The following is a 13,599-nucleotide window of genomic DNA, read 5'->3' as shown; positions in this document are numbered from 1 at the left end:
GCAAAGAACAATGAGCGGCTTTACGCCGCTCTTTTTCCTTTACTGGGAACACACTGGCAGGAGGCTCTATGAATTTAACGAACCACTTCCTGGTTGCTATGCCCGGAATGAAAGACCCATACTTTCAAAATTCGGTGATTTACCTTTGTGAGCACAATGACGAAGGCGCGATGGGTTTGATGATCAACGCCCCTATTGATGTCACTGTCGGTAGCATGCTTAAGCAAGTTGAGGTTGATTCTGATCAGCCAAAACCCAACCAAGCAAGTCTTGATAAGCCTGTATTGAATGGTGGACCGGTCGCAGAAGACCGTGGGTTTATTTTGCACAAACCTAAAGGCAACTATCAATCCAGTATCAGCATGACGGATCAAATCTCAGTGACAACCTCAAAAGATATCTTGATGGTGTTGGGCACAGAAGATGAGCCGATGAATTATTTAGTCGCACTTGGGTATGCAGGATGGGAACCGGGACAACTGGAAACCGAACTGACCGAGAACTCGTGGTTAACAGTTGAAGCCGACCCGAAGGTCATCTTCGATACACCGATTTCTGACCGCTGGAAAGTCGCTGTACAGATGTTAGGCATTAATGCAGCTCAGCTTTCAGCAGACGCTGGTCACGCCTAGCTCAAATCAACTAAGTAAAATAAACAGACACTCTCAAACACAGATAAATTTGGAAACCCCATGTCACGAACAATTATGGCATTTGACTACGGTACAAAAAGTATCGGTAGTGCGATAGGACAAGAAATCACGGGCACCGCAAGCCCTCTAAAAGCTTTTAAAGCCAAAGATGGCATCCCAAATTGGGACGATATCGAAAAGCAAATTAAGGAGTGGCAGCCGAATCTTATCGTGGTTGGTCTTCCTACCGATCTTCATGGTAAAGATCTAGCCGCGATTACACCAAGGGCGAAGAAGTTTGCCAATCGCCTAAAAGGGCGCTTTGGTGTCGATGTTGAACTGCATGATGAAAGACTTTCTACGACAGAAGCAAGGGCCGACCTTTTTGAAATGGGCGGCTACAAAGCACTAAGTAAAGGTAATGTCGATAACCAGTCTGCAGTCGTCATTTTAGAGAGCTGGTTTGAAGCACAATATTCATAACGAAAATTAAGAGCTCAAAGATTAAACTCCTTTGTGATCCTATAATGATATTACGGCGTAATGTCGAAGCAATTCATTATTAGGTAAGTGGGAGTTCACATGAAAATTTTTCTAGCAATCTTCGTAGCTCTAGCAATATCAGCATGCAGTTCGACAAGCTCCAATAATGCAGGTTATATGAATCATACTTCGACTGACGCAGACGTAATCAGCGAGCCTAAGAACAAGAAGCGTTGATAATACAGACGCAGTCGAACGATGAATATGATGAACGCCTGATTTTAACCTAGAATCAAATCAGGCGTTTTTTATCACCCCATATCTATCTTCACACCAGCCAACGCCCCAGTTCCGTAGTCGTCATCACCACGTCTAGTTTTGAGCATTAAGCGCAAGTCATTAGCAGAATCGGCACTGTGGAACGCATCCTCTTCGCTGATCTTGCCTGCTATCACTAAATCATACAAAGCTTGGTCAAAGGTCTGCATACCTATCTCTTTCGATTTAGCCATGGTTGCTTTCAGTTCGTGTAGTTCACCACGACGAATCAAGTCAGAAACACGAGGGCTATTCAGCAGAATCTCGAATACACCATGACGCCCGCTGCCATTCTTGTCGCGAATGAGTTGCTGAGCGACGACACCACGCAGGTTCATCGATAGGTCAAACAAGAACTGTTCTTTCTGCTCTTTCGGCACCAAATGAAGAATACGCTCTAGCGCTTGGTTAGCGTTATTGGCGTGCAAGGTTGCCATACACAAGTGACCCGTTTCAGCAAAGGTCATCGCGTATTCCATGGTCTCACGGCTACGGATTTCGCCAATCAAGATCATGTCTGGTGCTTGGCGTAGCGAGTTCTTAAGCGCGACTTCGTAACTCTCGGTGTCGAGCCCGACCTCACGCTGCGTCACGATGCACTTTTTATGTTCGTGCACAAATTCAATAGGGTCTTCAACCGTCAAGATATGTCCCGAGCGATTGGTGTTGCGATAGCCTGTCATTGCAGCCATTGAGGTCGATTTACCAGAGCCTGTCGCACCAACCACCAGCACAAGTCCGCGCTTAGCTATTGATAGGTCCTGTAGTACATCAGGAAGCTTTAGTTGCTCAAAGGTTGGGATGTTAGTCTCGATACGTCGAATGACCGCTCCAGGTAGCTCTCGCTGAAAGAATGCACTGACACGAAAACGACCAAAGTCACGCACAATCGCAAAATTAGCCTCACGCGTTTGCTGATATTCATCACGTCGGTCTTGTTCCATCATCGCATCAAGTAATTGAGCAACTTGAGCCGCATTCAGCTTCTCTCCTTGGGGGCGTAATTCACCATCCACACGAAAAAGGATTGGCGCATCAACCGTGATATAAAGATCCGATGCCTTTTGAGATAGCATCCCCTCAAGGATTTGATTCAATTCCATTTTGTTCACCTTGATTAAAACATTGAGGTTTCAATTTCGATCTTTTTCTCGACCTCTTCCGAATCAACCAAGCCCTGCGCCATCAGCTGCTTCGCATTTTGTTCCATGGTCTGCATGCCGTGCGCTGCGCCCGTTTGAATGATCGAGTACATCTGCGCAACCTTATCTTCACGAATCAAGTTTCTGATCGCAGGTGTTGCCATCATGATTTCATGACACGCCACACGACCACCACCAACACGCTTTAGCAGCTTCTGGGCTATCACCGAGCGCAGTGATTCAGACAACATCGAACGAACCATATCTTTATCGCTACCTGGGAACACATCGATAATACGGTCGATCGTTTTAGCCGCAGAACTGGTGTGCAGAGTACCAAAGACCAAGTGACCCGTTTCTGCTGCGGTTAACGCTAAGCTAATCGTCTCTTGGTCACGAAGTTCACCAACCAGAATCACGTCTGGGTCTTCACGTAAGGCACTGCGCAGTGCCGCTTTAAAACTGTGGGTATCACGGTGAACTTCACGCTGGTTGACTAGGCATTTATTATTGGTGTGAACGAATTCAATCGGGTCTTCAATCGTCAGAATATGCTTATTGTGGTTGCGATTTACGTAATCAACCATCGCCGCAAGAGTCGTTGATTTACCAGAGCCAGTTGGACCAGTGACGAGCACTAACCCTTTTTCGTAGTTAGCAATCCTTTCGAAGATCTCAGGTGCACCTAACTGATCTAAAGTCGGGATTTCGACAGGGATAGTTCGAAAGACAGCTGAGCAGCCACGGGCTTGGTTAAACGCATTAACACGAAAGCGACCAACATTGGGTAATTCAAAAGAGAAGTCGACTTCCAGTTTTTCTTCAAACTCGCCGCGTTGTGAATCGCTCATGATCTCAAAAACCAAACGATGCACATCAGCATGACTCAAAGCTGGGATTCCAAGCTTCCTTACTTCACCATCTATACGTACCATTGGAGATACACCCGCAGAAAGATGTAGATCTGACGCGTTATGCTTTACACTAAAATCTAGTAACTCAGTGATATCCATTTATTTTCCCTTAAGTAAAGTCAGCTATGAGTAGTATTCAACAAAATATCGAACAAATCACCTCACAGATTCGTAGTGCTGAGCAAAAGTGCGGACGAGCTCCAGAGTCCGTGCAACTTTTAGCCGTCAGCAAAACTAAACCTATTGATGCGATTCTAGAAGCCGCACTCGGAGGCCAAGTTGCCTTTGGTGAAAACTATGTTCAAGAAGGTGTAGATAAAGTAAAACACTTTTCAGAACAACATTCTAACCTAAATTTAGAGTGGCATTTTATTGGTCCAATTCAATCCAATAAAACCCGCCCAATCGCGGAAAGCTTTCAATGGGTGCATTCCGTCGATCGCGATAAGATCGCACAAAGGCTTAATGATCAACGACCAAGCGAACTTCCACCTTTGCAAGTGTTGATTCAGGTAAACACCAGTGGTGAAGAGTCCAAATCTGGAACCTCAGAAGAGACAGTTTTTGCACTCGCGGAGTTGATTTCATCGCTCCCCAACCTCACCTTAAGAGGATTGATGTCGATTCCTGCAAACGTATCTGACTATCAATCTCAGCTTAATGCATTTTCTCAACTGGCAGAGCTTAAAGACAAGCTAGCCGCGAAGTATTCAGACATTGATACCCTTTCGATGGGGATGAGTGGTGATATGGATGCAGCAGTTGAGGCTGGCAGCACAATGGTTCGTATTGGAACAGCTATTTTCGGCGCTCGTGATTACGCGAAATAGCCGTAGTAAGTAACGACAAGTACAAGTATTGATACCGCTTCGCCTTATCCGCGCAGCGACACGCTCAGGATTTTATATATGGTACATAAGAACATCGCCTTTATTGGGGCGGGAAACATGGTTCGCTCAATTGTAGCTGGCTTAGTTGCTAGTGGTTACCCAGCGCAAAAGATTACTGCGACAGCACCTTCAGAAACCAGAAGGCTGCCGTTAGAACAAGAATACGGCATCAATACCACCAGCGATAATATTGCCGCAGCTGAAAAAGCAGACGTTGTTGTGTTATCAGTGAAACCACAGATGATGGCTGATGTATGTAAACCCTTACAAAGCATCGACTTTAGCAACAAACTGGTTATCTCCATTGCTGCGGGTATTAATGCGAATCGACTCAATGAGATGTTAAACTGCCAACTGAACCTTGTTCGTGTGATGCCAAACACGCCATCACTGCTAGGTAAAGGAATGAGCGGTCTTTATGCCGATTCAACGGTCAGCCAAAATGATAAAGACTTTGCATCTCAGCTGATGCAAGCTGTAGGTGAAGTGAGCTGGGTTGAACAAGAATCTGGTATCAACAACATCATTGCGGCGGCGGGGAGTGCTCCAGCTTACTTCTTCCTGTTTATGGAAGCGATGCAAGTTGAGGCAATCAACCAAGGCTTCGACCAAGAAACCGCTCGTAAATTAGTGCAGCAGTCTGCATTAGGCGCGGCAGAGATGGTGGTAGCGAATCCAAATACTGAATTATCGACACTGCGTGAACAAGTGACTTCAAAAGGCGGAACAACTGCAGAAGCATTGCGCACGTTCAATGAACATCAACTATCAGACATCGTAGCCAAAGCCATGCAAGCGGCGGTCGCTCGAGCTGAAGAGATGGAAAAACTGTTTTAAGCATTTTGTCGCTCGGGTTATATCTAAGCGGCAAGTAAATCCGAAAAAGGAAACAATATGAACTCGATGAGCTTTCTGATCTCGACCGTTTTTGATCTTTACATCATGGTTGTGATCTTGCGTATCTGGCTACAAGCATCACGTGCAGATTTCTACAACCCATTCTCACAATTCATCGTAAAAGCGACACAACCAGTTGTTGCCCCACTGCGCCGAGTTATTCCATCAATCGGCAGCCTAGATCTTGCGACGGTTATTTTTGCTTATGTGCTATGTGTGCTTAAGTTCGTTGCTCTCAACCTGATTATCTCTGGCGGCGCAGCTGTATTCGATATCAGCTTCCTGATCTTTGGTGCACTATCTTTGCTAAAAGCGGCGGGTGGTTTGATCTTCTGGGTTCTGCTAATCCGTGCAATCCTTAGCTGGGTTAGCCAAGGCCGTAGCCCAATCGAGTACGTATTCCATCAACTGACTGAACCAATGCTAGTGCCTATCCGCCGTATCCTTCCGGACATGGGTGGTTTCGACCTAAGCGTACTGGTTCTGTTCATTGTTCTGCAATTTGCGAACTTCCTAATGGGCGACATGATTGGCCCTATTTGGTATCAGCTATAATTCAAGTACGAACATCAGGTACTTTGACGATGCCAAAAGCGGTTTGGGCCGAGGAAAACGATATTCTTCTTAGGCTCTATATCCAACCCAAAGCAAGCCGAGACAAGATTGTTGGCTTGCATGGTGAGGAACTCAAAATTGCCATAACTGCTCCACCAGTAGATGGCAAAGCCAACGCCCACTTAGCGAAATACCTTGCGAAACAGTTTAAGGTCGCAAAAGGGCAAATTAAGATAGAAAAGGGAGATCTCGGTAGGCACAAGCAAGTTCGAATATGCTCGCCAAGCCAAATCCCAACTGAAGTCAAAGCCATCCTATGATGGCTTTTTGCTATTTATTGGAGTCATTATGCGTTTATGGATAACAGCACTACTCACCGCTCTTGTTGCCTTACCAAGCTCAGCAGGGCAATTTAAGAACATTAAGGATGTCGAGGTTCATTACTCGGCTTTTAATTCCACGTTCTTAACTTCGCAAGTCGCTAAGCAATACAAACTTAAGCGAAATGGATACTCAGCAATCCTCAACATCAGCGTGTTAGACAAGGCTTCTCTAGGCAAGCCTGCGACAACGGCTAAAATTACGGGAACAGCGAAGAACCTCGTTGGAAACACCCGTACTTTGAAGTTTCGAGAAATCAAAGAAGGCGATGCGATTTATTACCTTGCTGAGTTCCCCGTAACTCACGAAGAAAACATCACCTTCGACATCGATGTGAACGCAGGCCTAAAAGGCACTGGTCCACTGCGTTTCACACAGAAATTCTATATAGAAGAGTAAGCTCAAACCTTACTTTTCATTTATTAACTTATTTAGAGCTACATTCCCATGAGTAAGATTGTTTTAGCAACAGGCAACCAAGGTAAAGTTCGCGAGATGGCAGATATTCTGTCTGAGTTTGGTTTTGACGTTGTCGCGCAAAGTGAATTTAACGTTTCAGAAGTCGCTGAAACAGGAACGACTTTCATTGAAAATGCCATCATCAAAGCTCGCCACGCAGCGAAAGAAACAGGGCTGCCAGCCATTGCTGACGACTCAGGTTTAGAGGTTGATTACTTAAATGGTGCGCCAGGTATCTATTCAGCGCGTTACTCAGGTGAAGGGGCAACCGATAAGCAGAACATCAAAAAACTATTAGATGCGATGCAAGGTGTCGAAACTGAAAAGCGTACTGCGCGTTTCCACTGTGTGTTGGTGCTAATGCGTCACGAGAATGATCCAACACCTCTAGTGTGTCACGGTAAATGGGAAGGTCGTATTCTTACTGAAGAACACGGTGAGAATGGCTTTGGCTACGATCCTGTGTTCTTTGTACCAGAAGATAACTGCGCCTCAGCAGAGCTTGAATCTTCGCGTAAGAAGCAACTATCACACCGTGGTAAAGCGCTTGCGTCACTATTCAAGACTCTCAAGGAGCAAGCTCTGTAATGCACAATGCAGCGCTAATACCACCCGCACTTAGCCTCTATGTACACATCCCATGGTGTGTACAAAAGTGTCCGTATTGTGATTTTAACTCTCACGCTCTGAAAGCCGAGATCCCTGAAAAAGAGTACATCGATGCACTGCTTGAGGATCTCGATACTGATATCGAAAAATATCAGCTCAATGGTATGCCTCGCCCACTGCATTCGATCTTTATTGGTGGCGGTACCCCAAGCCTGTTTTCTCCTGAAGGAATTGGCCGATTGTTACAAGGCATTGAACAGCGCATCCCGTTCAAACCTGAAATAGAAATCACCATGGAAGCCAACCCGGGAACTATCGAAGCTGAGCGTTTTGCAGGTTACCAAAAGGCAGGCATTACTCGAATCTCGGTGGGTGTGCAAAGTTTTGAGCAAGAGAAACTGGAAAGACTTGGGCGTATTCATGGTCAAGATGAAGCGGTAAATGCTGCTCATTTAGCGCATAAGATTGGATTGAATAGTTTCAATTTAGACTTAATGCACGGCTTACCCGAACAGAGTATTGAACAAGCGTTGGCTGATTTGGATAAAGCGATAGAACTCGACCCTCCGCATTTATCTTGGTACCAGCTAACAATAGAACCTAACACCATGTTCTATTACAAAACGCCAACTCTACCTGATGACGATGATCTCTGGGACATCTTTGAATTGGGCCACAAAAAGCTCGCTGATGCAGGGTATGTGCAGTACGAAATATCAGGCTACAGCAAGCCGGGATATCAGTGCCAACATAACCTCAACTACTGGCGCTTTGGTGACTATCTAGGTATTGGCTGTGGCTCTCATGGCAAGCTGAGCTTTACAGATGGACGCATTGTTCGTACCACTAAGGTTAAGCACCCTAGAGGCTATCTAGCTGCGTACCAAAACATGGTAAAACCTTATCTATCAGATGAATTTGAAGTGCCGAATGAAGACCGCCCTTTTGAGTTTTTCATGAACCGCTTTAGGTTAATGGAAGCATGTCCAAAGCAGGATTTCATTGATACGACAGGGCTTGGTTTTGACTCGATTCAAAAAACGATTGAATGGGCAAAAGAGCTAGGCTACTTGAAGGAAACCGACACTCACTGGCAGATCACTGAAAAAGGAAAGCTGTTTCTCAATGATCTGTTAGAAGCCTTTATGGCAGAAGAAGACGAGTAGTTCGAGATTCGAGATTCGAGATTCGAGATTCGAGAAGCATTGCGTAAGGGTTGGCTTTAGGGTCAACCCTTTTTGTTTTATAGCCCTCTCTCGGAGCGAAGCGTTCTATAGGACAACGTCCGTGCTCGAATCTTTCTCTTAGAAAATAGAACGACCAATTCGCTCTGAAAGCAACTCTAGAGCCTTAGTACCTGCGAGCGAGTTGCCAGAAGGATCAAGCTCTGGAGACCACACCGCAATCGTCATTTCGCCAGGAACGATAGCAATAATACCGCCACCAACGCCCGATTTTCCTGGCATACCAACACGGTAGGCAAACTCACCAGCCCCATCGTACAAGCCACACGTCGCAAGCAAAGCATTCAACTGCTTGGTTTGAACTGGCGTGATGATCTCTTTCTTGGTTTGAACCGACACGCCTTTGTTTGCTAAATAGCTAAAGGTTTTTGCCAAATCCACACACGTCATTTTAAGCGCACAAGCGTGGAAGTAGTTATTCAGAACTGGGATAACATCATTCTCAAAATTACCAAATGAACGCATCAAATAAGCAATGGCAGCATTACGATCGCTGTGCATCATTTCTGAAGCCGCTACCACCTTGTCATACACAATATGAGTATCACCCGATAACTGACGCACAAACTCTAACAAGCGGTGCCTAGGCGCAGACAAGCGGCTTTGTAGTAGGTCTGCAACGACAATTGCCCCCGCATTGATGAACGGGTTGCGGGGAATACCATACTCCATCTCAAGCTGAATCATCGAGTTAAAGGCTTGACCAGAAGGCTCTTTGCCTACTCTTTGCCAAATCTCTTCAGGCTTATATAGCACCATAGCTAGCGTCAGGCTCAAGGCTTTAGAAATAGATTGCACAGAAAATGCTTCTTCAGCATCGCCTGCTTTAATCACCTCACCTTCATTGGTGTATACCGCGATCGCCAGTTTCTGGTTCGATACGCGAGCCAGTGCAGGGATATAATCAGCGACCTTTCCCTGTCCAATTAAAGGACGAACTTCGTCTAAGATCTCGGCCAAAATAGCTTGAGTTGGTTTCATGTGCGCTTACTTCTATATTGTTATTTTTGTAGGGGTGTAACATATACCAATCGTAGTAAATAACTGCTCACTCTAGCTTGTTAAAATGCTCGATAACTGCGTTAGAATTTTTGATTGTAGAGTAACTACTTATCGAAAAATGCTGCCTTGTTCTCAAGCCTTTTTCCTACGCTATTTCTGATCACTTACTTACTGTGATTGGTATTACTTTCTGTCGTTAAGCCTTTACTAAAATAAAAGCCTAAGGACAAAAAAGCCAACATTACAATAATGTTGGCTTTAATCAATCCCATAAAGTGTAGGGGTTAAACCCTAAGTCGGATTACCCTTCACTTAATTTGATTCGAAGTTACTTAGTACGCTTGAACTTAATGTCCCAAACACCATGACCTAAACGGTGGCCACGCGCTTCAAACTTAGTTAGCGGGCGCTCATCCGGACGAGGGATGTAATCACCATCTTCAGCGATGTTTTCGAAGCCTGGAGCTACGTTCATCACTTCAATCATATGTTCTGCGTAGTTTTCCCAGTCTGTTGCCATGTGGAAAACACCAGTATCAAGTTGAAGCTTGCCGCGAACCATCTCTGCAAACTCAGCCTTAACGATACGACGTTTATGGTGACGAGCTTTGTGCCATGGGTCAGGGAAGAACAGTTGCAGAGTATGCAGGCTGCTATCTGGGATCATGTGTTCAAATACTTCTACAGCATCGTGACACATTACACGCAGGTTAGTTACGCCAGCATCGCGAGCTGTACCTAAACACGCACCAACACCCGGGCTATGAACTTCAATACCTAAGAAGTTTTTCTCAGGTGCGTTCTTTGCCATTTCAACCAGTGATGCACCCATACCGAAGCCAATCTCTAGTACAACCGGGTTATCGTTGCCAAATACTTCTTTCCAGTTAAGAAGCTCTGGGTTGTAGTCGATACCCATTGTTGGCCAACATTCATTCATCGCGTTCTCTTGGCCTTTTGTTAAGCGGCCTTCGCGGCGAACAAAGCTACGGATCTTACGAACCAGTTTGCCGTCTTCAGTATATTCGTTAGTGGTCACTTCACTCATTGATTTTTGCCTGCACATTGATTAATCAAAGCGGGGATTATCCAAAGAATTGCCTCCGGTGCAAGTCTTTCCGTGGATAAATTCCCACACAATTTGTCTGTTTTACATCCAACGTTAAGTGTGGTGCAATTTCGCTTCTAATAATAGCAAAGCATAGAGCATGTCGTGACTCCTTTCGCAACCGCCATATTAAAGTGGTATGACGCCTACGGGCGTAAAGAATTACCTTGGCAACAAAACAAAACCGCCTACACCGTTTGGCTATCTGAAATCATGCTTCAGCAGACTCAGGTTGCTACGGTGATTCCATACTACCAACGCTTCTTAGAACGCTTTCCAACGGTTATCGACCTAGCGAACGCCGAACAAGATGAGGTACTCCACTTATGGACAGGGCTTGGTTACTACGCACGAGCTCGTAACCTACACAAAGCTGCCAAGATCGTCGCAGAGCAATATGGTGGGGAGTTTCCACTTTCCCTCGAAGAAATGAATGCGCTTCCAGGCATTGGCCGCTCAACAGCGGCAGCCGTTCTGTCCTCTGTTTACAAGCTCCCTCATGCGATCCTTGATGGTAACGTGAAGCGAACGCTTGCAAGAAGCTTTGCTGTCGAGGGCTGGCCTGGTCAAAAGAAGGTTGAAAACCAACTCTGGGAACACGCAGAGGCACACACCCCAAAGCAAGATGTCGATAAATACAATCAAGCTATGATGGATATGGGAGCAATGGTTTGTACTCGTAGCAAGCCTAAATGTACTCTGTGCCCAATTGAAAACATGTGTGAAGCTAAAAAACTCGATAGACAACTCGACTTCCCTGGCAAAAAGCCAAAGAAAGAGAAACCAGTAAAAGAGACATGGTTTGTAATCCTGTATCACGATAACCAAGTGTGGCTTGAGCAGCGCCCTCAATCTGGTATCTGGGGCGGATTGTTTTGTTTCCCTCAAAATGAAAACGCAGAGATCGAACATCAACTAGATCTTCGTTCGATCAAAGACACTCAAACCAATTCGATCAAGACCATGATTGCGTTTAGACACACTTTCAGCCACTACCACTTAGATATCACGCCAGTATTGGTGAAATTAGATAAACAACCAGATTTGATAATGGAAGGGACTAAAGGTCTCTGGTATAACTTATCAAAACCGGAAGAAATTGGCCTAGCCGCTCCTGTAAAGCAGCTTATTGAGAGCCTACCCTTTGAACTGAACGACGACGTTTGAATCAACGAACGCGATAAGAGGAACCACTATGAGCCGCACTGTATTTTGTGCTCGCCTTCAAAAAGATGCTGAAGGCCTAGATTTTCAACTTTACCCAGGTGACTTAGGTAAGCGTATCTTTGACAACGTGTCTAAAGAAGCTTGGGGACAATGGCAAAGCAAGCAAACTATGCTTATCAATGAAAAGAAGCTAAACATGATGGATCCTGAGCATCGTAAACTTCTTGAAACTGAGATGGTTAACTTCCTTTTTGAAGGTAAAGATGTCGTAATTGATGGCTATACTCCACCAAGCGAATAAGACATTTATTTAAGCAATTTTTAATGACATCATGGTTAACGCTGCGATGTCATTTTTGTATGAGGAACTATGAAAAAGCTAAGTTACTTCCTAACAGCCATGTTATTAACTGGCTGCAGCCGTGAATTTGTCGAAAGCATTTATGATGTCAATTACGAGCCAACCAACCGGTTTGTGAAGAATTTAGCTGAGCTACCCGGACAATTTGAAAAAGATACCGGGGCGCTAGATTCATTAATAGATAGCTTTTCAGGCAACATTCAAAAACGTTGGGGTAGCAGTGAAATCAAGATAGCAGGTAAGAGTAACTATGTGAAATACATAGATAATTACTTAAGTCGTTCAGAAGTGAATTTTAGCCAAGGCCTGATAACGGTGGAAACGGTTTCCTCTACCGAACCGAAAAAACACCTCAAAAATGCGATCATGACGACCCTTTTGACGCCAGATGATCCGGCGCATGTCGATCTATTCTCTTCTAAAAGCATCAAGCTAGAAGGCAAACCTTTCCTCTATAATCAGGTCGTAGACCAAGAAAAAAAGCCCATTCAATGGACTTGGCGAGCGAACCAGTTTGCGGATTACCTGATCGCGAATAACCTAAAAACCAAAGAAGTCGACTTTAAAAAAGCCTACTACGTTGAAATCCCAATGGTGGCCGACCACGCTAGCCAGCGTAGTTATCAATATGCCGACATCGTTCGACGAGCGTCTCAGCGTTATGACATCCCTGAAGATTTAATCTACGCTATCATCAAGACAGAGAGTAGCTTCAACCCGTACGCCGTAAGCTGGGCTAATGCTTATGGTCTTATGCAGGTGGTACCTAAAACCGCTGGTCGAGATGTATTTGAACACGTCAAAAAGAAACCTGGTGAACCAAGCCCTGAGTACTTATTCAATCCAGAAAACAACATTGATGCTGGCACCGCATACTTTTACATCCTTAAAAATCGTTATTTGAAAGACGTAAAAAACCCATTAACGCTTGAATACAGTATGATTTCAGCCTATAACGGCGGTACTGGTGGCGTACTCAATACCTTCAGTAAGGACAGAAAGCGAGCAATGCAAGACTTAAACTCGCTGCAACCGAGCCAAGCCTACTGGGCGCTTACCAAGAAGCATCCAAATAAAGAGTCGCGCCGATACCTCGAAAAAGTAACGCAATTCAAAAAAGAATTTAACCAAGGTAAAACATAACCCTCACTTTTGAATAAAAAAACAACGAACGAACGGTTTTTTTAATTATTTTCAAAAAAGGAGTTGACGGTTATGCAGAAAATCCGTTTAATAGCGCTCCGTTGCCCGGATAGCTCAGTCGGTAGAGCAGAGGATTGAAAATCCTCGTGTCGGTGGTTCGATTCCGCCTCCGGGCACCACAATTTGATTTGTTGGTGTCAACACTCTTTAACAGGGAGTAACAACACGGACAAAAGCATAAAGAATTTAGTGTGCCGACTTAGCTCAGTAGGTAGAGCAACTGACTTGTAATCA

Annotated in this window: 17 protein-coding genes and 1 tRNA gene; 14 read left to right on the top strand and 4 right to left on the bottom strand. The window is 44.9% G+C overall.

The window, feature by feature from the left end; all coding sequences use genetic code 11:
• The first annotated feature begins 68 nt into the window (after window positions 1-68).
• From AB6D58_RS10160 to AB6D58_RS10150, 3 genes are all read left to right on the top strand, one after another.
• Complete coding sequence (locus AB6D58_RS10160; RefSeq protein WP_017062239.1) at window positions 69-632, top strand: YqgE/AlgH family protein; 564 nt, start codon at window positions 69-71, stop codon at window positions 630-632.
• Between the two features lie 60 nt (window positions 633-692).
• Window positions 693-1,115 (top strand): Holliday junction resolvase RuvX, encoded by a 423-nt coding sequence (gene ruvX / locus AB6D58_RS10155; protein WP_004735480.1) that lies wholly within the window; start codon window positions 693-695, stop codon window positions 1,113-1,115.
• Window positions 1,116-1,214: 99 nt separating this feature from the next.
• Window positions 1,215-1,352 (top strand): hypothetical protein, encoded by a 138-nt coding sequence (locus AB6D58_RS10150; protein ID WP_170791814.1) that lies wholly within the window; start codon window positions 1,215-1,217, stop codon window positions 1,350-1,352.
• A 74-nt stretch (window positions 1,353-1,426) separates the two neighbouring features.
• On the opposite strand, the gene AB6D58_RS10145 is transcribed toward AB6D58_RS10150, so the two are convergent.
• Both AB6D58_RS10145 and AB6D58_RS10140 read right to left on the bottom strand, forming a co-directional pair.
• Window positions 1,427-2,536, bottom strand: coding sequence for a PilT/PilU family type 4a pilus ATPase (locus AB6D58_RS10145; protein WP_017062241.1), 1,110 nt, complete (start codon window positions 2,534-2,536; stop codon window positions 1,427-1,429).
• 14 nt (window positions 2,537-2,550) lie between these two features.
• Window positions 2,551-3,588: a type IV pilus twitching motility protein PilT gene (locus AB6D58_RS10140; protein WP_017062242.1), complete on the bottom strand. Its 1,038-nt coding sequence runs from the start codon at window positions 3,586-3,588 to the stop codon at window positions 2,551-2,553.
• A 26-nt stretch (window positions 3,589-3,614) separates the two neighbouring features.
• Between AB6D58_RS10140 and AB6D58_RS10135 the strand changes: the two genes are divergently transcribed.
• The 7 genes from AB6D58_RS10135 to hemW all read left to right on the top strand — a co-directional run bounded on the left by AB6D58_RS10135 (window position 3,615) and on the right by hemW (window position 8,446).
• A complete protein-coding gene (locus AB6D58_RS10135) occupies window positions 3,615-4,319 on the top strand; it encodes a YggS family pyridoxal phosphate-dependent enzyme (RefSeq protein WP_017062243.1) in 705 nt (234 codons plus the stop codon).
• 78 nt (window positions 4,320-4,397) lie between these two features.
• Complete coding sequence (gene proC / locus AB6D58_RS10130) at window positions 4,398-5,216, top strand: pyrroline-5-carboxylate reductase (protein ID WP_108209503.1); 819 nt, start codon at window positions 4,398-4,400, stop codon at window positions 5,214-5,216.
• Between the two features lie 57 nt (window positions 5,217-5,273).
• Entirely contained in the window at window positions 5,274-5,831 is a 558-nt protein-coding gene (locus tag AB6D58_RS10125; RefSeq protein WP_108209502.1) for a YggT family protein, read from the top strand.
• Window positions 5,832-5,860: 29 nt separating this feature from the next.
• Window positions 5,861-6,151, top strand: a complete 291-nt coding sequence (yggU, locus tag AB6D58_RS10120; protein WP_017062245.1) for a DUF167 family protein YggU — start codon at window positions 5,861-5,863, stop codon at window positions 6,149-6,151.
• A 28-nt stretch (window positions 6,152-6,179) separates the two neighbouring features.
• A complete protein-coding gene (locus AB6D58_RS10115) occupies window positions 6,180-6,611 on the top strand; it encodes a DUF4426 domain-containing protein (RefSeq protein ID WP_017062246.1) in 432 nt (143 codons plus the stop codon).
• Between the two features lie 48 nt (window positions 6,612-6,659).
• A complete protein-coding gene (locus AB6D58_RS10110; protein ID WP_017062247.1) occupies window positions 6,660-7,259 on the top strand; it encodes an XTP/dITP diphosphatase in 600 nt (199 codons plus the stop codon).
• Window positions 7,259-8,446 carry a radical SAM family heme chaperone HemW gene (gene hemW / locus AB6D58_RS10105; RefSeq protein WP_372136399.1) on the top strand — a complete coding sequence of 396 codons (1,188 nt, stop codon included), beginning with the start codon at window positions 7,259-7,261 and terminating at the stop codon, window positions 8,444-8,446. The genes AB6D58_RS10110 and hemW overlap by 1 nt, the downstream gene beginning before the upstream one ends.
• 138 nt (window positions 8,447-8,584) lie before the next feature.
• Here the strand turns inward: hemW and glsB are convergent, their stop codons facing one another.
• Together glsB and trmB are read right to left on the bottom strand one after the other, a co-directional pair.
• Window positions 8,585-9,505, bottom strand: coding sequence for a glutaminase B (glsB, locus tag AB6D58_RS10100; RefSeq protein WP_017062249.1), 921 nt, complete (start codon window positions 9,503-9,505; stop codon window positions 8,585-8,587).
• Window positions 9,506-9,854: 349 nt separating this feature from the next.
• Window positions 9,855-10,574: a tRNA (guanosine(46)-N7)-methyltransferase TrmB gene (gene trmB, locus AB6D58_RS10095; protein WP_017062250.1), complete on the bottom strand. Its 720-nt coding sequence runs from the start codon at window positions 10,572-10,574 to the stop codon at window positions 9,855-9,857.
• Between the two features lie 165 nt (window positions 10,575-10,739).
• On the opposite strand from trmB, the gene mutY reads away from it, so the two are divergent.
• From mutY to AB6D58_RS10075, 4 genes are all read left to right on the top strand, one after another.
• A complete protein-coding gene (gene mutY, locus AB6D58_RS10090; RefSeq protein WP_372113238.1) occupies window positions 10,740-11,801 on the top strand; it encodes an A/G-specific adenine glycosylase in 1,062 nt (353 codons plus the stop codon).
• Between the two features lie 28 nt (window positions 11,802-11,829).
• Window positions 11,830-12,102, top strand: a complete 273-nt coding sequence (locus tag AB6D58_RS10085) for an oxidative damage protection protein (protein ID WP_010435637.1) — start codon at window positions 11,830-11,832, stop codon at window positions 12,100-12,102.
• A gap of 69 nt (window positions 12,103-12,171) precedes the next feature.
• The gene (gene mltC, locus AB6D58_RS10080) at window positions 12,172-13,305 is read left to right on the top strand and encodes a membrane-bound lytic murein transglycosylase MltC (protein WP_017063191.1); all 1,134 of its coding nucleotides are present in this window, start codon (window positions 12,172-12,174) and stop codon (window positions 13,303-13,305) included.
• 103 nt (window positions 13,306-13,408) lie between these two features.
• Window positions 13,409-13,484 (top strand) — tRNA-Phe (locus tag AB6D58_RS10075).
• Window positions 13,485-13,599: the final 115 nt, after the last annotated feature.

The organism is Vibrio sp. 10N.239.312.D08 (genome assembly GCF_041466145.1).
Taxonomy (GTDB): domain Bacteria; phylum Pseudomonadota; class Gammaproteobacteria; order Enterobacterales; family Vibrionaceae; genus Vibrio; species Vibrio crassostreae_C.
This window is presented reverse-complemented; position numbering and strand designations above follow the sequence as displayed.